26 protein-coding genes and 1 tRNA gene are annotated in these 24,008 nt (G+C 71.5%); 26 read left to right on the forward strand and 1 reads right to left on the reverse strand.

Annotation, left to right across the window (positions count from 1 at the left end):
* The first annotated feature begins 25 nt into the window (after nt 1–25).
* From EV562_RS15420 to EV562_RS15485, 14 genes are all read left to right on the forward strand, one after another.
* Nucleotides 26–382, forward strand: coding sequence for a hypothetical protein (locus EV562_RS15420; RefSeq protein WP_133887363.1), 357 nt, complete (start codon nt 26–28; stop codon nt 380–382).
* A gap of 3 nt (nt 383–385) precedes the next feature.
* A complete protein-coding gene (locus EV562_RS15425; protein ID WP_133887364.1) occupies nt 386–1,741 on the forward strand; it encodes an FtsK/SpoIIIE domain-containing protein in 1,356 nt (451 codons plus the stop codon).
* Nucleotides 1,742–1,761: 20 nt separating this feature from the next.
* Entirely contained in the window at nt 1,762–1,959 is a 198-nt protein-coding gene (locus EV562_RS15430) for a hypothetical protein (protein ID WP_133887365.1), read from the forward strand.
* 18 nt (nt 1,960–1,977) lie between these two features.
* Complete coding sequence (locus EV562_RS15435) at nt 1,978–2,661, forward strand: DUF2637 domain-containing protein (RefSeq protein ID WP_133887366.1); 684 nt, start codon at nt 1,978–1,980, stop codon at nt 2,659–2,661.
* Nucleotides 2,662–2,681: 20 nt separating this feature from the next.
* Complete coding sequence (locus tag EV562_RS15440; protein WP_007387681.1) at nt 2,682–2,873, forward strand: mobile element transfer protein; 192 nt, start codon at nt 2,682–2,684, stop codon at nt 2,871–2,873.
* A gap of 9 nt (nt 2,874–2,882) precedes the next feature.
* Complete coding sequence (locus tag EV562_RS15445; protein WP_037835743.1) at nt 2,883–3,038, forward strand: hypothetical protein; 156 nt, start codon at nt 2,883–2,885, stop codon at nt 3,036–3,038.
* A 20-nt stretch (nt 3,039–3,058) separates the two neighbouring features.
* The gene (locus EV562_RS15450; protein WP_133887367.1) at nt 3,059–3,376 is read left to right on the forward strand and encodes a SpdD-like protein; all 318 of its coding nucleotides are present in this window, start codon (nt 3,059–3,061) and stop codon (nt 3,374–3,376) included.
* Between the two features lie 4 nt (nt 3,377–3,380).
* Nucleotides 3,381–3,926: a GGDEF domain-containing protein gene (locus EV562_RS15455; protein WP_133887368.1), complete on the forward strand. Its 546-nt coding sequence runs from the start codon at nt 3,381–3,383 to the stop codon at nt 3,924–3,926.
* A gap of 93 nt (nt 3,927–4,019) precedes the next feature.
* Entirely contained in the window at nt 4,020–4,202 is a 183-nt protein-coding gene (locus EV562_RS15460) for a hypothetical protein (protein ID WP_133887369.1), read from the forward strand.
* A gap of 5 nt (nt 4,203–4,207) precedes the next feature.
* Entirely contained in the window at nt 4,208–4,399 is a 192-nt protein-coding gene (locus EV562_RS15465) for a hypothetical protein (protein WP_133887370.1), read from the forward strand.
* Nucleotides 4,399–5,094 (forward strand): DNA cytosine methyltransferase, encoded by a 696-nt coding sequence (locus EV562_RS15470; RefSeq protein WP_133887371.1) that lies wholly within the window; start codon nt 4,399–4,401, stop codon nt 5,092–5,094. The genes EV562_RS15465 and EV562_RS15470 overlap by 1 nt, the downstream gene beginning before the upstream one ends.
* Nucleotides 5,091–6,467 (forward strand): replication initiator protein RepSA, encoded by a 1,377-nt coding sequence (repSA, locus tag EV562_RS15475; protein WP_166661805.1) that lies wholly within the window; start codon nt 5,091–5,093, stop codon nt 6,465–6,467. The genes EV562_RS15470 and repSA overlap by 4 nt, the downstream gene beginning before the upstream one ends.
* A 16-nt stretch (nt 6,468–6,483) precedes the next feature.
* The gene (locus EV562_RS15480; RefSeq protein WP_166661819.1) at nt 6,484–6,654 is read left to right on the forward strand and encodes a helix-turn-helix domain-containing protein; all 171 of its coding nucleotides are present in this window, start codon (nt 6,484–6,486) and stop codon (nt 6,652–6,654) included.
* Complete coding sequence (locus tag EV562_RS15485) at nt 6,651–8,024, forward strand: tyrosine-type recombinase/integrase (RefSeq protein WP_133887373.1); 1,374 nt, start codon at nt 6,651–6,653, stop codon at nt 8,022–8,024. The genes EV562_RS15480 and EV562_RS15485 overlap by 4 nt, the downstream gene beginning before the upstream one ends.
* Nucleotides 8,025–8,238: 214 nt before the next feature.
* On the opposite strand, the gene EV562_RS15490 is transcribed toward EV562_RS15485, so the two are convergent.
* Nucleotides 8,239–8,310, reverse strand: a tRNA-Arg gene (locus EV562_RS15490).
* 237 nt (nt 8,311–8,547) lie between these two features.
* On the opposite strand from EV562_RS15490, the gene EV562_RS15495 reads away from it, so the two are divergent.
* The 12 genes from EV562_RS15495 (at nt 8,548) to prmC (ending at nt 24,000) form a co-directional block, all read left to right on the forward strand.
* The gene (locus EV562_RS15495; RefSeq protein WP_133887374.1) at nt 8,548–9,024 is read left to right on the forward strand and encodes a response regulator; all 477 of its coding nucleotides are present in this window, start codon (nt 8,548–8,550) and stop codon (nt 9,022–9,024) included.
* A gap of 191 nt (nt 9,025–9,215) precedes the next feature.
* Nucleotides 9,216–10,388, forward strand: a complete 1,173-nt coding sequence (gene nrtL, locus EV562_RS15500) for an ArgS-related anticodon-binding protein NrtL (RefSeq protein ID WP_133887375.1) — start codon at nt 9,216–9,218, stop codon at nt 10,386–10,388.
* An 18-nt stretch (nt 10,389–10,406) separates the two neighbouring features.
* On the forward strand, nt 10,407–11,798 hold the full coding sequence (gene lysA, locus EV562_RS15505; protein WP_133887376.1) for a diaminopimelate decarboxylase: 1,392 nt from the start codon (nt 10,407–10,409) through the stop codon (nt 11,796–11,798).
* A gap of 167 nt (nt 11,799–11,965) precedes the next feature.
* Nucleotides 11,966–13,258: a homoserine dehydrogenase gene (locus tag EV562_RS15510; RefSeq protein WP_166661806.1), complete on the forward strand. Its 1,293-nt coding sequence runs from the start codon at nt 11,966–11,968 to the stop codon at nt 13,256–13,258.
* A 6-nt stretch (nt 13,259–13,264) separates the two neighbouring features.
* Nucleotides 13,265–14,323, forward strand: a complete 1,059-nt coding sequence (gene thrC / locus EV562_RS15515; RefSeq protein WP_133887377.1) for a threonine synthase — start codon at nt 13,265–13,267, stop codon at nt 14,321–14,323.
* 316 nt (nt 14,324–14,639) lie between these two features.
* Nucleotides 14,640–15,569 carry a homoserine kinase gene (thrB, locus tag EV562_RS15520; protein WP_133887378.1) on the forward strand — a complete coding sequence of 310 codons (930 nt, stop codon included), beginning with the start codon at nt 14,640–14,642 and terminating at the stop codon, nt 15,567–15,569.
* Between the two features lie 433 nt (nt 15,570–16,002).
* A complete protein-coding gene (gene rho / locus EV562_RS15525) occupies nt 16,003–18,102 on the forward strand; it encodes a transcription termination factor Rho (protein ID WP_133887379.1) in 2,100 nt (699 codons plus the stop codon).
* A 212-nt stretch (nt 18,103–18,314) separates the two neighbouring features.
* Entirely contained in the window at nt 18,315–20,108 is a 1,794-nt protein-coding gene (locus EV562_RS15530; protein ID WP_133887380.1) for a trypsin-like serine protease, read from the forward strand.
* A 337-nt stretch (nt 20,109–20,445) separates the two neighbouring features.
* Nucleotides 20,446–21,591 (forward strand): LCP family protein, encoded by a 1,146-nt coding sequence (locus EV562_RS15535; RefSeq protein WP_133887381.1) that lies wholly within the window; start codon nt 20,446–20,448, stop codon nt 21,589–21,591.
* Nucleotides 21,592–21,715: 124 nt separating this feature from the next.
* Nucleotides 21,716–21,940 (forward strand): 50S ribosomal protein L31, encoded by a 225-nt coding sequence (gene rpmE / locus EV562_RS15540; RefSeq protein ID WP_030672379.1) that lies wholly within the window; start codon nt 21,716–21,718, stop codon nt 21,938–21,940.
* A gap of 107 nt (nt 21,941–22,047) precedes the next feature.
* Entirely contained in the window at nt 22,048–23,124 is a 1,077-nt protein-coding gene (prfA, locus tag EV562_RS15545; protein ID WP_133887382.1) for a peptide chain release factor 1, read from the forward strand.
* 30 nt (nt 23,125–23,154) lie between these two features.
* Nucleotides 23,155–24,000, forward strand: coding sequence for a peptide chain release factor N(5)-glutamine methyltransferase (gene prmC, locus EV562_RS15550; RefSeq protein ID WP_133887383.1), 846 nt, complete (start codon nt 23,155–23,157; stop codon nt 23,998–24,000).
* Nucleotides 24,001–24,008 lie beyond the last annotated feature (8 nt).

Below are 24,008 nucleotides of genomic sequence, written 5' to 3' on the forward strand. Positions count from 1 at the left end.
TCTCGCTAGATCAGGAGAACAGACGATGCGTCAGATTCCCGTCGACACCTCCACCGCCACCGTGATGGTGGCCCAGTCCCCCCAGCCGAAGGTGAAGGACCGCCGTACCGGCGAGCGTGCGATGGACGCCGAGACCGGCGCCGCGCTGTCGACCGTGGACGTGATGTTCGCGGCCAACGGTGAGGTCGAGATCCTGTCCGTGACCGTCCCCGAGTCCGGCATCTCCGGTGACTTGATGATGGGCACCCCGGTCGCGCTGACGGGGCTCATCGCCCGGCCGTGGGAGAACGAGTTCAACGGCCAGAAGCGCCACGGCATCGCCTTCCGCGCGGTCGCCGTGACCTCCCTCGCCGCCGGCGCCTCGTCCTCGAAGGCGGCCTGAGCCATGACGTGGCTGATCGTCGCTCTAGCGCTGGTCGTCGCCGCTGCGGGTCTCCTGCGGTGGCGGCGCCCCGCCTGGTACTGGATGACCTTCGGCGTCACCCTCGCCGCTCTGCGGGTCCTGGCCCGCTACGGCTCGGTCATGGACGCCTGCGGGCTCACGGTCCCGGCCCCGCGCTGGCGCCTGACCCTGGCCCGGATGACCAACCGTCCGATTCCCGGCCCTCGTGCCCCGCGCATCCTGCGGCTGCGGGTGACCCGTACCGGCCTGGTGCTGCGGCTCAAGCTCCGTCCCGGGCAGGACGCCTTCGACGTGGCGGCCTCGTGCGACCGGCTGCGGCACTCGTTCGCCCTCTACGGCGTCACCTCCCGTGAGCTGCGCTCGGGTGTCGTGGAGCTGCGGATGACCGGCTACGACGTGCTCAAGCGGGTGCAGATGCCGGCGCACGTCGACACCCGGCCGATGCGGGTCCCGGTTGCTCTGCGCGAGGACGGGGCCGTGCACTACCGGGACTACCGCACGGTCCCGCACGGGCTGACCCTTGGGGCCACGGAGTCCGGCAAGTCGGTCTATCAGCGCACCCTCGTGGCCGCGCTCGCGCCGCAACAGGTTGCCCTGGTCGGCATCGACTGCAAGCAGGGCGTGGAGCTGTTCCCGCTGGCACGCCGGTTCTCCGCGCTCGCCGACAACCCCGACACCGCCGCCGAACTCCTCGACGCCCTCGTGTCCCACATGCAGGACGTGTATCAGCTCATCCGGTCTCACCAGCGGATCACCGCCGACGTGCCGGATGCCGAGATCGCTGCCGACATCTGGGACCTGCCCGAGGACCTGCGCCCGGTGCCGATCGTGGTCCTGGTCGACGAGGTCGCCGAACTCGCCCTCTTTGCCACCAGGGACGACGAGAAGCGCCGCGATCGGATCATCACCGCGCTCGCCCGGCTCGCTCAGCTCGGCCGTGCCGCCGGCGTCTACCTGGAGATCTGCGGGCAGCGTTTCGGCTCCGAACTCGGCAAGGGCATCACGATGCTCCGTGCCCAGCTCACCGGCCGGACCGCGCACCGGGTCAACGATGAATCGTCGGCGAACATGGCTTTCGGCGATATCGCCCCGGATGCCGTTGTGGCCGCGATCCAGATTCCCACCGACACGCCCGGCGTCGCTGTCACCGGTGACTCGTCCGGCGGCTGGGCCCGCATCCGCGCCCCGCACACCTCGCTGCGGCAGGCCGTGAACGTCTGCAACCGGCACGCCGACCTGACCCCGCATCTGCCCGCCCTCGCGCCGTTCCGGCCCGCCCTCGGCGCCCTCGCCTCGGTTCCGGCCCCGGCTGTCGAGTCGGCCCCGGCCGCCGCCTGACCCCGCCCGGGAGGCATCCCATGCCCACCGCGAAGAAGCCCACCACCCGCCGCAGGAACACGCCGTCGGCGCCGGAACCCGCGAAGTGCCCCGACTGCGACGGCAAGGGCGAGACCCGCGAAACCATCCGCGTCGGCGCCCGCAAGGGCCGTGTGACCGACGACCACCAAACCGCCCTGTGCCTCACCTGCTGGGGCACCGGCCACGCCACCGACTGACCAGGAAGGGAGGACACCATGCCCCGCACCGTGTTCCGCGTGGATGCCGTCCTGGTGCAAGCCGTCATCGCCGGCGCCCTGTCCTTCGCTCACCTGCACGACCTCGCCGCGGCTGCCGGGCAGGACGGCTGGAAGGCCTGGGCCTACCCGGTCTCCGTCGACCTGCTCCTGGTCGCCGCCTGGCGCCGACTGCGTGCCGACGGACCGTCTCGGCTGGCCTGGTGCTGGTTCCTGATCGCCCTGATCGCCTCGCTCGGTGCCAACGTCGCCACCGCCGGACTCCTCGACCTGACCAACGTCCCGGCCTGGCTGCGCATCCTCGTCGCCGCCTGGCCTGCCCTGGCCTTCATGGGCGGCACCCTCCTCGTCCACTCACCCGCCGACCGCTCCTCGCCCCCGACGGCACCCGCCGCCTCGGACCCGGAGCCCGTGCCCGAGGCGGAATCTGCCCCGGCCCCCGCTGCTGAACCGACCCCGGAACCGGTCAACTCCGCCGACCGCACCCCGGCTCTCCCGCCCGCTGACCCGGCCCCGGTACCGCCGCCGGCCGTCCCGGTCCCGGCCGCGCTGGTCGACCACGCCCGCAAGGTCGCCGCCGACCACGAGCAGCGCACCGGCGCCCGGATCGACACCGACACCCTTCGCGCACGTCTCGGCGTCCCGCCGTACATGGCCGACGCCATCGCCGTCCAACTCGCCTGACCCGAGAGGAGATCACCGCCATGCCTGCCCGCGACTTCTTCCACTCCGTGATGCGGATCGGACCGGTGCAGATCGGCACCCACCGCGACCGCCACGGCCAGACCAAGCACGCCGCCGTGTGCAGCTCGGACGGCTGCGGCTGGTCCGCCGACTACACCAGCCAGTCCGCCGCCCAGCTCGCCGCCCGCACCCACCGCTGCAAGGTCCGCTAGGAGGCCGCCATGGACGTCCCGCTCTGGTTCGCCCTGCTGGTCGTCGGAGTCCTCGGCGTCAAGCTCATCCGCCCGCCCTGGTGGCTCATCGGCGTGCTCCTGCTCGGCGGGTTCCTCCTCGCCGACAGCGTCCTCGCCCCGGTCATCGACACCGCCCTCAAGTAACCCAGGAAGGAGCAACGTTCATGTTCCGGCCCAAGCTCCCGACCATGCCCCAGCCCACCGGCATCGTCACCCCGCCCACCGTCATCGAACCGACCACGATCACGCCCGGCACCCCGACCGCACCGCAAGCCCCGACCGCCCCCGCTCCGTCCCGACCCACGATCCAGGTCAAGCCCGGCACCGCCCTCGCTCTCGTCGGCGGCGGTACCGCCGTGGTCCTCGTAGTCGGCGCGGTCCTGGTCTCCATGCTCCTGGCGGTCGCCATCACCGGCGTCTCCGTCGCCCTGGTCGCCGTCGTCCTGCGCCTGCTCGTCAACGACATGCACAAGGGACGGTGAACCCGTGGAGACCGTGATCGCCGCCGCCTTACCGGCCCTCGGCTGGGCCCTGCACGGCAGTCTTCTTCTGCGCCGCCTGTCCACCGCCCGCCGCGACCCGCTCACCGGCCTGCACACCCGGGCCGGCTTCACCACTCGCGCCGAACACCTGCTCGCCAGGAACCCGGCCGCGCTCGTCGTCCTGATCGACCTCGACGATTTCAAGGCCATCAACGACACGCACGGACACGCCGCCGGTGACGCCGTCCTCACCGCGACCGCCCGCCGACTGCGTGACTGGTGCGCCGGCCACGGCATCGCCGCCCGCCTCGGTGGAGACGAATTCGCCGCCATCGTCACCGACTCCGCCCGCACCCCCGGAACGACCGCGCTGCAAGCCACCCTCGGCCGGCCGGTCGCCTTCGACGGTCACCTTTTGCCGGTCTCCGCTTCGGTCGGTCTCTGCCACCGCGCCGACCTGCCGGTCCCCGCCCTCACCGACGCGCTGTCCGCGGCCGACGCCGGCATGTACGCGGCCAAGGGCCACGGAAGGCGCAACGTCCACAACTGAACGGCCCCCGGAGCGGCCTCGGTCGCCAAACTTCCGCCGCTCCGGGCGCCTACACCCATCCAGATCCAACGGACCCGAAAGGCAAGCCCCATCATGCCCCAGCACGCCCAGAACAAGCGCGTCTGCCGCGACTGCGACGGCTTCGCCACCGTCGCCATCACCACCGGCACCCGCCACCCCGACGGCACCCGCGCCACCCTCCGCGTCACCTGCTCGACCTGCAAGGGCACCGGCCACACGGTCCCCGTCGCCTCCCTCACTCGCGCGGGGAGGTGACCGCCGTGGGAGACCTCACCCCGACGCAGGCCAGTCCCGGCTTGCACATCAGCAAGCCCTCCCCGGACGCTCCCGCCACCGGCTCCGCCGTCTGCCACTGCGGCGCCTCCGCCTCCGCCACCGGTGACGCACAGGTGCAGGGACTCGTGCAGGGCTGGGAGGCTAACCACGGCGCCGCCCACCGAGGGGGCAAGTGATGACCGCCCTGCCTCGGGTCCTGGACCTGTTCTCCTGCGCCGGCGGGGCCGCCATGGGCTACCACCGTGCCGGGTTCCTGGTCGACGGCTGCGACATCGCCGACCGCCCCCGCTACCCCTTCGCCTACCACCAGGGCGACGCCCTCGACTACCTCGCCCACCTGATCACCACCGGCGACATCGAGCGGTACACCCTCGTCCACGCCTCCCCGCCCTGCCAGGCCGGCTGCGCCCTCACCGTGGGCACCAACCGGTCCCAGGGCTGGGGCGGCACCCACGTCGACCTCGTGGCGCCGACCCGGGCTCTCCTCGACGCCGCGGGCCTGCCGTACGTGATGGAGCAGCCCAACGGCCGTGCGGAGATCCGCAAAGACCTGTCCCTGTGCGGCGAGATGTTCGGCCTCGGCGTGCTGCGTCACCGCAACTTCGAACTCGGCCGCTGGGCCACCGCACAGCCGGTTCACCCCCGACACCGGGGCTACGTGCGCGGCCACCGCCACGGCGTCCACCGAACCGGCCCCTACGTCGCCGCGTACGGCAACGGCGGCGGCAAGGCCACCGTCCCGGAGATGCAAACCGCCATGGGCATCACCTGGACCGACGTCCGCGAAGAACTCACCGAAGCGATCCCGCCCGCCTACACCGAGTGGATCGGGCACGCCTTCCTGACCGCCCGACAGGAGGTCTTCGCGTGACCGACTCCGCCACCCTGGCGGGCCTGGACCCGATCACCCTCGGCGATCTGCTGCGGGTGGCCGGGTCCCCCGGCTTCGATCGCTGGCAAGACCAGATCAAGCGCACCGGCGGCTGCTCCGACCCGATCCACCTGACCGGATGGACGATCCACAAGGACAAGACCACCGGCGAGACTCTGCACCACTACACCACCGCCGACGAGCCCGGCGGACGGCTGCGCCTCGCCTGCGGCAACCGCCGGGCCTCCCGCTGCCCCTCCTGCGCCTGGACCTACGCGGGCGACACCTACCACCTCATCCGCGCGGGCCTAGCTGGTGACGACCGCCGCGACATTCCCGCCACCGTCCGGGATCACCCGCGCGTGTTCGCCACCTTCACCGCCCCCTCCTTCGGCCCGGTCCACAACCGACCCGGCACCCGGCCCTGCCGCTGCGGCACCCGGCACGCCGAGGACGCCCCCGAGCTGGGCACCGCCCTCGACCCGACCACGTACGACTACGCGGGCGCCGTGCTGTTCAACAATCACGCCGGGCAGCTCTGGCAGCGTTTCACCAACCGCCTGCGCCGCGAGATCGCCGCCCGCGCCGGCGTCACCCAACGCGAGCTGAAGGAATGCGCCCGACTGTCGTACGGCAAGGTCGCCGAGTTCCAGAAGCGCGGTGCCGTGCACTTCCACGCCGTGATCCGCATCGACGGACCCGACGGCCCCGACACCCCACCACCGTCCTGGGCCACGGTCGACCTTCTCTCCGACGCGATCCGCGCCGCCGCCGCACACTCCTACACGTCCGTCTCGGTCCCGGCCGCCGCCGACCAACCCGCCCGCACCTTCCGGTGGGGCACACAGCTCGACGTGCGGCCGGTGAAGGCGTTCGGGGACGGTTCCGACATCACCGAACAGGCCGTCGCCTCCTACGTCGCGAAGTACGCCACCAAAGCGGCTGAGAACACCGGCACCCTGGACCGCCGGGTGGGGGAGCTGTCCGAACTGGACCGCCACGGCGTCCCCGACCACGCTCGCCGCCTCATCGCCGCGTGCAAGCAGCTCGATCCGCTCTACCCCGACCGGCGCCTGTGGGCCTGGGCTCACATGCTCGGTTTCCGCGGCCACTTCTCCAGCAAGAGCCGCCGCTACTCGACCACCCTCGGCGTCCTCCGCCAAGCCCGCGCCGACTACCGCGCCACCCAGGAGCACGCCGCCCTCGCCCTGGATGACCGCGAGCCGGACACCGTCCTCGTCCTCGCCGATTGGCAGTACGCCGGCCACGGCCACACCCCCGGTGAATCCGTCCTCGCCGCCACCATCGCCCGAGATCTCCAGCTCAACCGCCAAATCGCCCGCGAAGAACTCGCAGCCCTGGAAGGAGCCTGACGTGAAAGACGAGCTGATGACCGTTCCGCAGATTCTTGACGAACTCGGGGGAGTCTCCCGGCGGACGTTCTACCGATGGCGTGAGCTCGGGCAGGGGCCGTCTGCATTCAAGCTGCCCAATGGGGAATTGCGAGTGTGGCGGAGCGACTTCCGGACCTGGCTGCGGCAGCTGGAGACCGCCGCGTGAAGTCTCTCGACGTAAAGGTCTGGAGCGTCCGTAAGCGGGACACAAAGACGCCGTCCTACGGAGTGCGCTGGTCAGTGGCTGGCAACGTGTTCTCGGAGTCTTTCCGTACGAAGGCGCTCGCAGACCACTATCGAGCCAAGCTCATGCGTGCGATGCGTGATGGCGAGGAGTTCGACACGGGGTCCGGCCTCCCGGCGTCGATGAAAGAGACGAAGTCGGCCGTGTCTTGGTACGGTTTCGCACTTCGGTACCTCGCCATGAAGTGGCCGCATGCCGCCCCCAACACGCGCGACGGCATCAACGAATCGCTCACCAGTGTGACCATGCAGCTTCTCGGTGAGCGCCCTGGTAGGCCGTCCGACGAGACGATCCGCAGAGCACTCCGCAACTGGGCTTTCGTGCTGCCGGCGCCGAACGATCGCGAAGTCCCGGACGACGTGCGGAACGTTCTCCATTGGGTGTCCAAAGCGTCTCGGCCGCTCACTGATCTCGCCGAACCCGCCACGGCTCGCGCAGTGCTCGACGCGCTGAAACTCAAGCTCGATGGAACAGCCGCAGCGGCGGAAACTGTGCGACGCAAGCGCCGGACCCTCGTCAATGCTGCGAACTACGCAGTCGACCTGGGGGAGCTGCGGGAGAACCCGATCACGGCCGTTCGCTGGCAGAAACCGAAGGTATCCAACCAGGTCGATCCGCGGGTGGTCGCCAATCCGGAGCAGGCGCGGAACCTCCTGGCGGCCGTCTCTTACGTCGGTGGGTACCGGCGTGCTCGTGGTCGTCGGCTCGTGGGTCTGTTCGCCGCCATGTACTTCGGTGGTCTCCGCCCGGCGGAAGCGGTCGGCCTCGTCGAGACTGATCTGAAGCTCCCCGAACACGGCTGGGGTTCGGCACTGCTCCACCGGACCCGCCCGTCCGCCGGCAAGCAGTGGACCGACTCGGGGGAGACCCACGACGACCGCGGGCTGAAGAATCGACCCGCCGAGGATGTTCGGCGGGTACCCGTCCCGCCGCACCTCGTCGCTGTGCTCCGCGAGCACCTGGTGACCTTCGGCACCGCGGACGACGGGCGACTGTTCTTCAGCGAGAAGGGCGCGGTCGTCCCGTCCTCGACCTACTACCGCGTGTGGCAGGAGGCTCGGCTCCTTGCGCTTCCGCCGACCGTTGCGGCCTCTCCGCTCGCGAGTCGGCCGTACGACCTTCGGCACTCGGCGCTGTCCACGTGGCTCAACGCGGGCGTCGACCCGACCGAGGTGGCCGAGCGGGCCGGCAACAGCGTTGAGGTCCTGCTGACCCGCTATGCGAAGTGCCTCGACGGACGGCAGGACGTCGCCAACCGGCGCATTGAGGATCTGCTCCGCGAGTACGACTGACACCACGCAATCGCGCCCGAGGCCCCTGGCATCCTGTCCAGGGGCCTCGTCGTTTTCGATGGCTCACCTGGGACAACGCTTCAAGATCCCGTCCACGCCTCGTCCACAGACGCCGACATACGCCCGCTCCGAGCGGCATACGGCTGCACAAACGCGAAGACCCCGGCCTCAGCGTCTCCGCTGGTGACGGGGTCTTTGGGCACCTCATGCAGGGTGCCCCCGGCAGGATTCGAACCTGCGCACACGGCTCCGGAGGCCGTTGCTCTATCCCCTGAGCTACGGGGGCGTGTCCGTCGCGGGCGATGTTGCTCGCGGCGACGGGTAGAACACTACCAGCTCGTCCGGGGTGGTCATGAACGGGTTTTCGCGGGTCGTCGGGGTGGCCACTGCGAGGGCGTCGTCCCCGTGCGAGGCGAGCCGTGAGGGCGCCCCCGCGAGGGGTGGAACGCGAGGGCGTCCCCCGCAGGGGGTGGAAGTGGGGAAAACCCGGACGCGGTGGCGGGCGCGGACCTACTCTCGGGTTGTGCCTAGGGCGTCCGGCCGGATTCTTGTTGTGGACGACAACAAGGTCATCCGGCAGCTGATCAGGGTCAACCTCGAGCTGGAGGGCTTCGAGGTCGTGACCGCGGGCGATGGTGTCGAGTGTCTGGAAGTCGTCCATCAGGTGCGGCCCGACGTCGTGACACTGGACGTGGTGATGCCTCGGCTGGACGGGCTCAGGACCGCTGCCCGGCTGCGTGCCGATCCGCGTACCCGGGACCTTCCGATCGCGATCGTCAGTGCCTGTACGCAGTACGAGGTCGACGCCGGGTTCGCCGCGGGGGTCGACGCCTTCCTGGCCAAGCCCTTCGAGCCCGCCGAGCTCGTCCGGCTCGTCCGGCAGTTGGCCGAAGGGGAAAATGGTGAAGTGGGCGGGGCGGCTGCCGCCTCGTCCCCTGTCTCGTCGGTGCGGGCCGTTCGTGGGCTTGCCGGGGAGAGCGAGACGTCGCCTCAGGCGTGAGCACCACTCAAGGCTCGGCGCCCGACGACAGTGTCCAATGCCAGCGCTCAACGTCAGTGCCCAACGTCAGCCTCCAACGCTGAGGGCGGTTCTTCGGGGCCACCGATCCCCCTCCCCCCGCCCCGTCCATATCCCGGGACTGCCGGGAATCGGTTCGCGTGCCCACCCCCCTCCTCCCATACGCTTGACCCGTGACCCCCGTAGAGCTCTCCCGCACCGTGCTGCACGCGGTGCGTCGCGCCGTCGACGCGGGGGAGCTGAGCGTGGTCGTGCCGTCGCGGGCCGTCGTCGCGCCGCCGGGGCCCGGGGGGCGCGGGGACTACGCGACCAACATCGCCCTGCAGCTGGCCCGGCCGGCCGGGCAGGCCCCGCTCCGGGTCGCCGAGGTGCTGCGGCCGTACCTCGCCGGGGCCGACGGGATCACGGACGTCGTCCTCACCGGGCCGGGGTTCCTCAACATCAGTCTCGATCGTGCCGCCTCCGCCGCCCGGCTCGTCGGCGAGATCCTGAACCTGGGCACCCGGTACGGGTACGCCCAGTCCGCCCACGGTGACGACGGGACCGACGGCCACCGCGCCCGTATCGTCCAGCTGCACACCCCCCGCGACCTCCGTGCCGTCGTCGTCGCCGAGGTGTCGGCGCGGCTGCTGCGCAGTCAGGGGGCGCTGGTGCGGGTGACCGCCGAGGGGTTCGATCCCGCCTGGACCACCGTGCTCGGGGTGCGGGCCGACGCCGTCGGGATCGCTCCCGCCGAGTCGCCCGTCAACGTCCGGTCGGTGTCCGCCCCCGCTCCCGCCGAGTCGCCCGGCGGCGTCCGGCCGGTGTCCGCCCCCGCCCCCGCCTCCGCCGAGCTGCCCATCAACGTCCGGCCGGTATCCGTGCCCGCCCCCGCCACCGCCGATGTCCTCGCCCTAGGGCGCGACGCCGGACGCTGGGCCCTGTTGCACCCCGCCGCCCACGACCGGCCCCGGACCGGCGGCGAGCATCTCGTCCAGCGGGAGACCAACCCGCTCTTCCGGGTGCGCTACGCCCACGCCCGCGTCCGTGCCGCCGTTCGCAACGCCGCCGACCTGGGGTTCACCGCCACCCCCGGTCCCGTCGCCGAGCGCGACCTGCTGGCCGTGCTCGCCGACCATCCCCGCGTCCTCGCCGCCGCCGCGGACCACCGCGCCCCCGACCGGCTCGCCCGGCATCTCGTCGCCGTCGCCGATGCCGCGCTGCCCTTCCTGCTCACCGTGCTGCCGCGCGGCGGGGAGAAACCCTCGGCCGCCCACCGTGCCCGGCTGGCCCTCGCCGAAGCCGTCGGGGCGGTGCTGGCCGGCGGCCTGTCCCTCCTCGGTATCGACGCACCCGACCACCTCTGAGAGAGCACAGAAGACGCCATGAGCCGTTCCGCACACCCCGCCGGGCCCCGTCACGCCGATGTCCTGCCCGAGGGGCACTACTCCGCCCCGGCGGACGATCTGAACGCCCTCGACCCCAAGGTGTGGGCCCACACCGTCGGCCGGGACGCTGACGGTGTCGTCACCGTCGGCGGGATCGCCGTCACGCAGCTCGCCGAGGAGTACGGCACCCCCGCCTACATCCTCGACGAGGCCGACTTCCGGGACCGGGCACGGGCCTGGCGCACCGCCTTCGGGAACGACGCCGACGTCTTCTACGCCGGGAAGGCCTTCCTGTCGCGGGCCGTGGTGCGGTGGTTGCACGAGGAGGGGCTGAACCTCGACGTGTGTTCCGCGGGGGAGCTGGCCACCGCTCTGTCCGCCGGGATGCCCGCCGAGCGGATCGCCTTCCACGGCAACAACAAGTCGCCGGAGGAGATCGAGCGCGCCGTGCGCGCCGGGGTCGGGCGGATCGTGATCGACTCGTTCCAGGAGATCGTGCGGGTCGCCCACATCGCCCAGTCGCTGGGCCGGCGGCAGCCGGTGCAGATCCGGATCACCGTCGGCGTCGAGGCGCACACGCACGAGTTCATCGCCACCGCCCACGAGGACCAGAAGTTCGGCATCCCGCTGGCCGGCGGACAGGCCGCCGAGGCCGTGCGGCGGGCGCTTCAGCTCGACGGGCTCGAGGTCATCGGGATCCACTCGCACATCGGGTCGCAGATCTTCGACATGTCCGGGTTCGAGGTCGCCGCGCACCGCGTGGTGGGGCTGCTCAAGGACATCCGGGACGAGCACGGCGTCGAGCTGCCCGAGATCGACCTCGGTGGCGGCCTCGGGATCGCGTACACCAGTGCCGACGACCCCCGCGAGCCGCACGAGATCGCCAAGGCGCTGACCGAGATCGTGACCCGGGAGTGCGAGAGCGCCCGGCTGCGTACGCCGCGCATCTCCGTCGAGCCCGGGCGGGCCATCGTGGGGCCGACCGCGTTCACGCTCTACGAGGTCGGCACCGTCAAGCCCCTGGACGGGCTGCGGACGTACGTCTCGGTGGACGGGGGGATGTCGGACAACATCCGTACCGCGCTGTACGACGCCGAGTACAGCGTCGCCCTCGTCTCCCGCACCTCCGACGCCGAGCCGATGCTCGTACGCGTCGTCGGCAAGCACTGCGAGAGCGGGGACATCGTGGTGAAGGACGCCTTCCTGCCGGGGGACCTGGCCCCCGGCGACCTCGTCGCCGTGGCGGCGACGGGGGCGTACTGCCGTTCCATGGCCAGCAACTACAACCACGCGCTGCGGCCGCCGGTCGTCGCCGTGCGGGACGGCGCGGCGCGGGTCATCGTCCGGCGGGAGACCGAGGACGATCTGCTGCGCCTCGACGTCGGGTGACACTCCGGGGGGAGGCCGGGGGGAGAGGAGGGGGCGGGCGAAGATTTTTCGGCCCGGTACCCATCCGAAAATGAAATAAACGTCTCACGATCCGGACGAAAGGCAGAAAATCCCGTCCGGTGCGTGAGACTGGTCCAACCGTAGACGGTATGAGGAAACGAGGTCGGATGATGCGTACGCGTCCGCTGAAGGTGGCGCTGCTGGGCTGTGGAGTGGTCGGCTCAGAGGTGGCGCGCATCATGACGACGCACGGCGCCGACCTCGCCGCCCGGATCGGGGCCCCGGTGGAGCTCGCCGGTGTGGCCGTACGGCGGCCCGACAAGGTGCGTGAGGGGATCGACCCCGCCCTCGTCACCACCGACGCCACCGCCCTCGTCAAGCGGGGGGACATCGACGTCGTGGTGGAGGTCATCGGGGGGATCGAGCCCGCCCGTACGCTCATCACCACCGCCTTCGCGCACGGTGCCTCCGTGGTCTCCGCCAACAAGGCGCTCATCGCCCAGGACGGCGCCGCCCTGCACGCCGCCGCCGACGAGCACGGCAAGGACCTGTACTACGAGGCCGCCGTCGCCGGTGCCATCCCGCTGATCCGGCCGCTGCGCGAGTCGCTGGCCGGCGACAAGGTCGACCGGGTGCTCGGCATCGTCAACGGGACGACCAACTTCATCCTCGACGCCATGGACAGCACCGGCGCCGGGTACCAGGAGGCGCTCGACGAGGCCACCGCCCTCGGGTACGCCGAGGCCGACCCGACCGCCGACGTCGAGGGCTTCGACGCCGCCGCCAAGGCCGCCATCCTGGCCGGGATCGCCTTCCACACGCGGGTGCGCCTCGACGACGTCTACCGCGAGGGCATGACCGAGGTCACCGCCGCCGACTTCGCCTCCGCCAAGGAGATGGGCTGCACCATCAAGCTGCTCGCCATCTGCGAGCGGGCGGCCGACGGCGGCTCCGTCACCGCGCGCGTGCACCCCGCGATGATCCCGCTGAGCCATCCGCTGGCCAGCGTGCGCGAGGCGTACAACGCCGTCTTCGTCGAGTCCGAGGCCGCCGGACAGCTCATGTTCTACGGGCCCGGCGCCGGCGGTTCGCCGACCGCGTCCGCCGTCCTCGGCGACCTGGTGGCCGTGTGCCGCAACCGGCTCGGCGGAGCCACCGGACCCGGCGAGTCCGCGTACGCCGCGCTGCCCGTCTCCCCGATGGGCGACGTCGTCACGCGCTACCACATCAGCCTCGACGTGGCCGACAAACCGGGCGTGCTCGCCCAGGTCGCGACCGTGTTCGCGGAGCACGGTGTCTCCATCGACACCGTGCGGCAGTCCGGCAAGGACGGCGAGGCATCCCTCGTCGTCGTCACCCACCGCGCGTCCGACGCCGCCCTCGGCGGTACGGTCGAGGCGCTGCGCAAGCTCGACACCGTGCGGGGTGTCGCCAGCATCATGCGGGTTGAAGGAGAGTAACCAGCAATGACCCACCAGTGGCGCGGAATCATCGAGGAGTACCGGGACCGGCTGCCCGTCTCCGACAGCACGCCCGTCGTGACGCTCCGCGAGGGCGGCACCCCGCTCGTGCCCGCGCAGGTGCTCTCCGAGCGCACGGGCTGCGAGGTCCACCTCAAGGTCGAGGGGGCGAACCCGACGGGGTCCTTCAAGGACCGCGGCATGACCATGGCCATCAGCAAGGCCAAGGAGGAGGGCGCGCAGGCCGTCATCTGCGCGTCCACCGGCAACACCTCCGCGAGTGCCGCCGCGTACGGCGTGCGCGCGGGCATGGTGTCCGCCGTGCTCGTGCCGCAGGGCAAGATCGCCCTCGGCAAGATGGGCCAGGCCCTCGTGCACGGCGCGAAGATCCTCCAGGTCGACGGCAACTTCGACGACTGCCTCACGCTGGCCCGGGCGCTCAGCGACAACTACCCGGTGGCCCTGGTCAATTCGGTCAACCCCGTGCGCATCGAGGGGCAGAAGACGGCCGCCTTCGAGATCGTGGACATGCTCGGCGACGCGCCCGACGTCCACGTCCTCCCGGTGGGCAACGCGGGCAACATCACCGCGTACTGGAAGGGCTACAAGGAGTACGCCGCCGACGGGGTCAGCACGAGGACGCCCCGCATGTGGGGCTTCCAGGCCTCCGGCAGCGCGCCGATCGTGCGCGGTGAGGTGGTCAAGGACCCGTCGACCATCGCCACCGCCATCCGGATCGGCAACCCCGCCTCCTGGGACTTCGCGCTCGCCGCGCGGGACGAGTCCGGCGGCGCCATCGACGAGGTGACGGACCGTGAGATCCTGCGCGCCTACCGGCTGTTGGCCTCGCAGGAGGGCGTCTTCGTGGAGCCCGCGTCCGCCGCGTCGGTGGCCGGTCTGCTGAAGGCCGCCGAGCAGGGCAAGGTCGACCCTGGGCAGCGCATCGTGTGCACCGTCACCGGCAACGGGCTCAAGGACCCGGACTGGGCGGTCGCGGGCGCCCCGCAGCCGGTCACCGTCCCGGTCGACGCGGCGACGGCGGCCGAGCGGCTCGGCCTGGTCTGAGGACCGCAGGCGACGGCGCCGGGCGAAGGCGCCCGGCGCAGGAGGGCGTAGGCGACGTCCGGCCGCGAATGCCCAGTACGGGGGGTGCACAGGGGGCTTACGACACGCATCGTGCGCCTCCTGTGCGCCCTATGTCGCCACAGAACCTTCCTTCGATAGGCTGTACCTAATCCGCCTGCCGCATATGCCGCGGTGCCGCGCCGTCTCCGCGGTCGGTACGGGCCGGCCGTGCGACAGGAAGCGGCGAGCCCCAGGGCTCATGTACGTCATCGAATGTCATTCGACAGTCCCGCAGCTCAAGGAGAGTCATCGAGCGATGGCCGGTCCAGCGTTCCGCGCCGCCGCCGTCAGGGTGCGCGTCCCCGCCACCAGCGCCAATCTCGGTCCGGGCTTCGACGCCCTCGGCCTCGCGCTGGGTCTCTACGACGACGTGGTCGTCCGGGTGGCCGACTCCGGGCTGCACATCGACATCGCGGGTGAGGGCAGCGAGACCCTCCCGCGCGACGAGAAGCACCTCCTCGTCCGCTCCCTGCGCACCGCCTTCGACCTGCTCGGCGGACAGCCGCGCGGCCTGGAGATCGTCTGCGCCAACCGCATCCCGCACGGCCGCGGCCTCGGCTCCTCCTCCGCCGCCATCTGCGCCGGCATAGTCGCCGCGCGCGCGGTGACCATAGGCGGCGAGGCCCGCCTCGACGACGCCGCGCTGCTCGACCTCGCCACCGAGATCGAGGGTCACCCGGACAACGTGGCGGCCTGTCTGCTGGGCGGTTTCACCCTGTCCTGGATGGAGTCCGGCGCCGCCCGGGCGATCAGGATGGAGCCCTCCGATTCCATCGTTCCGGTGGTTTTCGTGCCCGGAAAGCCGGTGCTGACCCAGACCGCGCGCGGACTGCTCCCGCGCCACGTCCCGCACGTCGACGCCGCCGCCAACGCCGGCCGCGCCGCGCTGCTCGTCGAGGCCCTCACCCGGCGCCCCGAGCTGCTGCTGCCGGCCACCGAGGACCGCCTCCACCAGGAGTACCGGGCGCCGGCCATGCCGGAGAGCGCGGCGCTGGTGGAGAGGCTGCGCGGCGACGGCATCCCGGCGGTGATCTCGGGTGCCGGGCCCACGGTGATGGCCCTGGCCGACGCCGACACGGCCGACAAGGTCGAGGCGCTGGCCGGGACGGACTGGGCGGCCAATCGGCTGAGTCTGGACGGGCAGGGCGCGAGTGTCCTGCCGCTGGCGACATCCGGCGACATTTAGACGCGCGAGCGGTTGCCGGATTTCGAGAGGGGGAATGTTTGTTGGATCCGGTAGTGTTAACCTCAAGTCTGCACCCGACCTCACCATGGCGAGGTGCCTCGTGTCCCCGTCCGGGACAGACATTCTTCCGGGAGCCCCCCAAGCCGCATCGTGCAGTGGATGTCGTACGTGATCAGTACGGCCGACACGGGCATTGAGCGGCCCGCCGGTGGGGGTCACCCCCCGCTGGGGGAGTTTCGGAACCGGTGCGACCACGCCGCATGACACAGATACCGGGTGCCACGGCTAGGGGAAGCGCCATCACCAGATATCTCTTCCGCCGTTCAGGCGGACCACCGCCCCGGCACGGTTCACACAGCAAGGACCGAAGCCGGACAGCACAACCGGTCGCCGAGCCAGACAGGCCGACGTCCGCTCCAGGGAAGGACCCTTCGTGAGCGACACCACCGATCTGATGGGCGCACGTGTCGAGGAGACCGCTGCCGCGCCCGCCACGGACGCCTCCGCGCCTGCCACCGGTGCCGGCTCCCGGCGGCGCCGCGGTACCGGCCTCGAGGGCATGGTGCTGGCCGAGCTGCAGCAGGTCGCATCCGGCCTCGGCATCAGGGGCACCGCGCGGATGCGCAAGAGCCAGCTGATCGAGGTCATCAAGGAGGCGCAGGCCGGGGGGAGTGCCCCCGCCAAGGCCGCGTCCGCCGCGGACACCGCCGGCGAGACCAAGCCGAAGCGCCGCAGCACCTCCCGGGCCCGTACGGGCGACGAGGCCCCCGCCGAGAAGGCGGAGAAGGTCGGCAAGGCCGACAAGAAGGCGGACAAGGCGACCGCCGACAAGGCCGCCGCCCAGCAGCAGATCGAGATCCCCGGTCAGCCGTCCCCCAAGGTCAACGCCTCGGCCGAGCAGACCGCCCCCGCCGACGACGCCCCCTCCGAGCGCCGTCGTCGCCGGGCCACCGCGGACGCGGGCAGCCCGTCCGCCGCCACCGAGACGGTGGCCGTCGACACCCGCGGCGAGGCGAAGGCCGACGCGTCGGGCCAGCAGCAGTCGCAGCAGCAGGGCCAGGGCGACGCCCGTTCCGACGGCGAGGGCGGCGAGGGCCGCCGCCGTGACCGCCGCGACCGGGGCGACCGGGGCGACCGCAACGACCGCGGTGACCGGGGCGACCGCGGTGACCGCGGCCGTGACCGGCGCAGCAAGGGCGACGACCAGCAGAGCCAGGGCGGCGGTCGCCAGGACCGTCAGCAGCAGGGCGGCGGACGCCAGGACCGTCAGCAGCACGACGACGGTTTCGACGACGACGGCGGCGGCCGCCGCGGCCGTCGGGGCCGCTACCGCGACCGCCGGGGCCGTCGCGGGCGCGACGAGATCGCCGCGGAGCCGCAGATCAACGAGGACGACGTCCTCATCCCGGTCGCCGGCATCCTCGACATCCTCGACAACTACGCGTTCATCCGGACCTCCGGCTACCTGCCCGGCCCCAACGACGTGTACGTCTCCCTCGCCCAGGTCCGCAAGAACGGCCTGCGCAAGGGCGACCACCTCACCGGTGCCGTGCGCCAGCCCAAGGAGGGCGAGCGCCGCGAGAAGTTCAACGCGCTGGTGCGCCTGGACTCGGTCAACGGCATGGCGCCCGAACACGGCCGCGGACGCCCGGAGTTCAACAAGCTCACCCCGCTGTACCCGCAGGACCGCCTCCGCCTGGAGACGGACCCCGGCGTCCTCACCACCCGCATCATCGACCTCGTCGCGCCGATCGGTAAGGGCCAGCGCGGTCTGATCGTGGCCCCGCCGAAGACCGGCAAGACCATGATCATGCAGGCGATCGCCAACGCGATCACGCACAACAACCCCGAGTGCCACCTGATGGTCGTCCTGGTCGACGAGCGTCCGGAAGAGGTCACCGACATGCAGCGGTCGGTGAAGGGCGAGGTCATCTCCTCGACCTTCGACCGTCCGGCCGAGGACCACACCACGGTCGCCGAGCTGGCCATCGAGCGCGCCAAGCGCCTGGTGGAGCTGGGTCACGACGTCGTCGTGCTGCTCGACTCGATCACGCGTCTGGGCCGTGCGTACAACCTCGCCGCCCCGGCCTCCGGCCGCATCCTCTCCGGTGGTGTCGACTCGACCGCCCTGTACCCGCCGAAGCGCTTCTTCGGTGCGGCCCGCAACATCGAGGACGGCGGTTCGCTGACCATCCTCGCCACCGCCCTGGTGGACACCGGGTCCCGCATGGACGAGGTCATCTTCGAGGAGTTCAAGGGCACCGGCAACGCCGAGCTCAAGCTCGACCGGAAGCTCGCCGACAAGCGCATCTTCCCCGCGGTGGACGTCGACGCGTCCGGCACCCGCAAGGAGGAGATCCTGCTCGGCAACGAGGAGCTCGCCGTCACCTGGAAGCTGCGCCGGGTGCTGCACGCCCTCGACCAGCAGCAGGCGATCGAGCTGCTCCTCGACAAGATGAAGCAGACCAAGTCGAACGTCGAGTTCCTGATGCAGATCCAGAAGACGACGCCGACGCCCGGCAACGGCGACTGAGTCACCGCCGGCCGGTTCGCAGCACGGAAGTCCCGCTTCGTCACTCGTGACGGGGCGGGACTTCTGACGTGCGGGGCTTGTAGGATCAGCGCACCGCGGTGGGGGGGAACGTGTTTTCGGATACGCCCACAGGGTGATCAGTGCTGCCTTCACGGGCCCGCACCCATGGGCTGTTCTCTCCTGTCCGCGTCTATCCGCGACAGGAGACCTGAGTGACATCTACCCCCCGAAGAGCCCGGCTGGCTCTTCCCGCGGCCACCGCCGCACTCGCCCTGTCGGGCGCGGTCCTCGCGGCCGCCCCCGCCCAGGCATCCGGCGGGGCTCCCGTCCCGCCCCGGCCGGCCGTCACCGAACGTCCCGCCGCGGCGTCCAGCGCCGAGCTGATGCAGCGTGTCCAGAACTCCGCAGCCGCCCTCAAGAGCAGCGCCGCGAACGCCCCCGGCATGCGGCCGGAGGCATCCGAGGACGCCGAGGCTCCGGCCGGCCGGATCGATCCGAAGATCATCGGGGGCAAGGACGCCACGTTCTCCGAGGCGCCGTGGATGGTGCAGCTGTACTACGACGACGACATGGGCACCGACGACCCCGACGACGACGAGGGCTACTTCTGCGGCGGCACCCTGGTGGCCCCGGCGAAGGTCCTGACCGCCGCGCACTGCGTGTATGGGCTGGACTGGTCGGAGAGGGGAACCGTCGTCGCGGGTACCGCCCAGCTGCCCGTCGGCAAGGACCTGCATGGCGGCCGGGCCGTCGGCGTCTGGCGCCAGTGGGTCAACCCCACGTACCGGCCGAGCAGCACCTCGGGCGGCGACCTGGCGGTGCTCACGCTGACCGAGGCGCTGCCGTACAAGACGCTCCGGACGACGACGAGCGGCGACACCGCCTCGTACGCCAACGGGACCCCGGCGACGGTGTACGGCTGGGGGCGCACCAGCTCCACCAGCCAGGACATCTCGCCGACCCTCAGGAAGGCGACCGTGCCGATGCGCTCGGACGCCCCCTGCACCTCGTACTGGGGCCCGGACTTCGTGCCCGGCCAGATGGCCTGCGCCGGCGACCCGGCCAGCGGTCAGGACGCCGGTACGGTCTCCGCGTGCAACGGCGACTCCGGCGGCCCGCTGGTCGTCAACGGGCGGATCGCCGGTGTGGTGTCCTGGGGCGTCAAGGACTGCGTCGCCTCGGGTGCCTACAGCGTCTACGCCAAGACCAGCTCCTACGTCGGTGAGGTCAACGCCCGCGTCGACGACACGGACCTCGACTTCGACGGGCTGGCGGACCTGTTCGCCCGCACCCCGGGCGGCAAGGGGTACGAGTACTACTCGCTCGGCGACCGGTCGCCCTACCTTGGCAAGCGCCTCGCGCTGAGCGGTGACTGGGGCGGGCGGAGCCTGGTGCGCCAGGGCGACCTGGACCGCGACTTCCACCAGGACTACGTGTACCGCACGTCCAGCGGTGTGCTGTACACGCTCGCCTTCAACGGGGTCGACCGCTACGAGTCGATCCGCGTCGGCGCCGGCTGGAACGTCATGAAGGACATCCGCGTCCCGGGCGACCTCTCCGGGGACGCCCTGCCCGACCTGGTGGCCAAGGACAAGGACGGCGTCCTGTGGCTCTACCCGGGCAAGGGCGACGGCACGTTCGGCAGCCGCGTCAGGATCGGCGGCGGCTGGGCCTCGTACACGATCACCGGCAAGGGCGACTACAACCGCGACGGCAGGCCCGACCTGCTGGCGCGGGACGGCTCGGGCGTCCTGTGGCTGTACCCGGGCACCGGGAAGGCCGCGCCGGCGCTCGGCAGCCGGGTCAAGGTCGGCGGCGGCTGGTCCGTCTACGGCGCCTTCGCCACCGCCGGTGACACCACCGGTGACGGCAGGCCCGACCTGCTGGCCCGCGACTCCTCCGGGGCGATGTGGCTGTACAAGGGAACCGGCAAGTCGGGCACGGCCACGTTCAAGGCCCGCACCCGCGTCGGGGCCGGCTGGAACGCGTTCGACCTGTTCGGCTGAGAACGGCGCCAGGGGCCGCCTCCGCTTCGGGGGCGGCCCCTTCGTCATGGGCCCCACCTGCGACCTTCGCCACACGCGCCGTCCCGGCGGGCGCCCCGGCGCGGCGGGGCCGAGGCCCGCCGACGCGCAGGTCAGCGGGGCGGAGGACCGCGCGGTGAATACGCTCCGTCACCGTTTCCGCACCGGGTCGCCACAGTCCGTTGTGCAACCCTGTCCCGAGTTCCCCCGTCCCACTCACGGGGGGACCATGGTGAGGTAGCGGCCCCGACACCGACGGAGCCGGCCGACCCGACCCCGACCCCAGGGGGTAACCGACCGGACGAACACCGAGGAGCCCATGTCCGCCGAGAGCACGCCGGATCCCGCGATACCCGACCCCGGCAGGTCCCGCACCGGACCCGGCCACCGGGGCAAGGGCCGACGCCGCAAGCCCAGAGCCAAGCGCCGCAAGGCCCTGCTCGTCGCGGCCTGGAGCGCCGCCGGCATCGTCGTCCTGGGCGGCACCGGAGCGGGAGTCCTGTACTTCAAGCTCAACGGCAACCTGACGAGCGTCGACATCGACCAGGCACTCGGCGCCGACCGGCCCGAGAAGACCGACAACGGCTCCGAGAACATCCTGGTCCTCGGCTCCGACACCCGCTCGGGCGGCAACAAGAAGCTCGGCGGCGGCACCGACGACGGCACCGCCCGCTCGGACACGGCGATGATCGTGCACGTCCACCAGGGCCACAAGAGCGCCAGCGTGGTCTCCATCCCGCGCGACACCCTCATCGACCGCCCCGACTGCACCGGCACCGACGGCACCGAGCACCCCGCGGCCCAGGACGTCATGTTCAACTCCGCGTACTCCACCGGCGGCGCCGCCTGCGCCGTGAAGACCGTCGAGTCGGTCAGCGGCCTGCGCATGGACCACTACCTGGAAGTCGACTTCAGCGGCTTCCAGAACCTCATCGACGACCTCGGCGGCGTCGAGGTCAGTACCACCGAGGACATCAAGGACCCCGACAGCCATCTCGACCTCACGGCCGGCACCCACCGGCTCGACGGCGAGCAGGCGCTCGGCCTGGTCCGCACCCGGCACGGCGTCGGCGACGGCTCCGACCTCGGCCGCATCCAGCTCCAGCAGGCCTTCGTCAAGGCCCTGGTCGACCAGGTCAAGGACGTCGGCCTGCTCGGCAACCCCAAGAAGCTGTACGACATCGCCGACACCGCCACCAAGACCGTGACCACCGACTCCGACCTGGGCTCGGTGAACTCCCTGATGTCCTTCGCGACCGGCCTGAAGGGGATCGGCCCGGACAAGATGCACATGGTCACCATGCCGGTGGTCTACGACCCCGCCGACGCCAACCGCGTCCTGGTCGAGAAGGACAAGGCCCAGCAGGTCTGGACGGCCCTGAAGAACGACCGTCCGATCCCGAAGTCGGCCACGCAGGGCACGGCCACCGGCGAGGCCGACGGCGTCGTCGGCGCCGGGGAATAGATCCCGCCGCCCCCCGGTTTTGGGAGATGCGGCCGGTCCTGGCAGACTGGTACGTCGGCTCCGGTTCACGCTCCCGCATCCCGCGGCTGCGACCCGGCGCCCTCCCGGAACAGTAGGAGACACCTTGAAGCGCGACATCCACCCCGAGTACGTCGAGACGCAGGTCAGCTGCACCTGTGGCGCGTCGTTCACCACCCGCAGCACCATTCAGTCCGGCACCATCCGGGCCGAGGTCTGCTCCGAGTGCCACCCGTTCTACACGGGCAAGCAGAAGATCCTCGACACCGGTGGCCGCGTGGCCCGCTTCGAGGCCCGCTTCGGCAAGGCTGCCGCCGGCTCCAAGAAGTAGCGAGCCCCCAACCGCCGGTCCACGGCCGCATCCCCTCCCCGGGGAGCGCCGGGACCGGCGTTTTTGGTCGCCCGCCTTCCCTTCCCACGCAGTAGCAGGAGCCCAAGATGTTCGAGGCCGTCGAGGAACTCGTCGCCGAGCACGCCGACCTGGAGAAGAAGCTCGCCGACCCGTCGGTCCACTCCGACCAGGCGAACGCGCGCAAGCTGAACAAGCGGTACGCCGAGCTGACCCCGATCGTCGCCACGTTCCGCTCCTGGAAGCAGACGGGCGACGACATCGAGACCGCGCGCGAGTTCGCCGCCGACGACCCGGACTTCGCCGCCGAGGTCAAGGAGCTGGACAAGCAGCGCGAGGAGCTCACCGAGAAGCTGCGCCTGCTGCTCGTCCCGCGCGACCCCAGCGACGACAAGGACGTCATCCTCGAGATCAAGGCTGGCGCCGGCGGCGACGAGTCGGCGCTCTTCGCGGGCGACCTGCTGCGCATGTACCTGCGCTACGCCGAGCGGATCGGCTGGAAGACCGAGATCATCGACGCCACCGAGTCCGAGCTGGGCGGCTACAAGGACGTCCAGGTCGCCGTGAAGACCAAGGGCGGCCAGGGCGCCACCGAGCCCGGACAGGGCGTCTGGGCGCGCCTGAAGTACGAGGGCGGCGTGCACCGCGTGCAGCGGGTCCCCGCGACCGAGTCCCAGGGCCGGATCCACACCTCCGCGGCCGGCGTGCTGGTCACGCCCGAGGCCGAGGAGATCGACGTCGAGATCAACCCGAACGACCTGCGCATCGACGTCTACCGCTCCTCCGGCCCCGGCGGCCAGTCCGTCAACACCACCGACTCCGCGGTGCGCATCACGCACCTGCCGACCGGAGTCGTCGCCTCCTGCCAGAACGAGAAGAGCCAGCTGCAGAACAAGGAGCAGGCGATGCGTATCCTGCGCTCCAGGCTGCTCGCGGCGGCGCAGGAGGAGGCGGAGCGGGAGGCCGCGGACGCCCGGCGCAGCCAGGTCCGCACCGTCGACCGCTCCGAGAAGATCCGCACGTACAACTTCCCCGAGAACCGCATCTCGGACCACCGCGTCGGCTTCAAGGCGTACAACCTGGACCAGGTCCTGGACGGCGACCTCGACTCGGTGATCCAGGCCTGCGTCGACGCGGACTCGGCGGCCAAGCTCGCCGCCGCGTAAGCCCCCCGTACGACAGCCCGGAGGACCAGCGTGAACCTGCTGCTCATGGAGGTGGCCCAGGCCACCCAGCGGCTGGCCGACGCCGGCGTGCCCTCGCCGCGCACCGACGCGGAGGAGCTCGCCGCGCACCTGCACGGCGTCAAGCGGGGTGAGCTGCACACCGTGCCGGACGCGGACTTCGACGCCCGGTACTGGGAGGTCGTCGCCCGCCGCGAGGCGCGTGAACCGCTCCAGCACATCACCGGCCGCGCCTACTTCCGCTACCTGGAGCTCCAGGTGGGCCCCGGCGTCTTCGTGCCCCGTCCCGAGACCGAGTCGGTCGTCGGCTGGGCCATAGACGCCGTGCGGGCCATGGACGTCGTGGAGCCCTGCATCGTCGACCTGTGCACCGGCTCCGGAGCCATCGCGCTCGCCCTCGCCCAGGAGGTGCCGCGCTCGCGCGTGCACGCCGTGGAGCTGTCCGAGGACGCCCTGGTGTGGACCCGCAAGAACATGGCGGGGTCCAGGGTCGACCTGCGCCAGGGAGACGCCCTGACCGCCTTCCCCGACCTCGACGGCCAGGTCGACCTGGTCGTCTCCAACCCGCCGTACATCCCGCTCACCGAGTGGGAGTACGTCGCCCCCGAGGCCCGCGACCACGACCCGGAGCTGGCCCTGTTCTCCGGCGAGGACGGCCTCGACCTCATCCGCGGCCTGGAACGAACCGCGCACCGCCTGCTGCGCCCCGGCGGCGTGGTCGTCGTCGAGCACGCCGACACCCAGGGCGGCCAGGTGCCGTGGATCTTCACCGAGGAGCGGGGCTGGGCCGACGCGGCCGACCACCCCGACCTCAACAACCGGCCCAGGTTCGCGACCGCCCGCAAGGCACTGCCGTGAGCGACCGC

It is taken from the genome of Streptomyces sp. BK208 (assembly GCF_004364245.1).
In the GTDB taxonomy this organism is placed as follows: Bacteria; Actinomycetota; Actinomycetes; order Streptomycetales; family Streptomycetaceae; genus Streptomyces.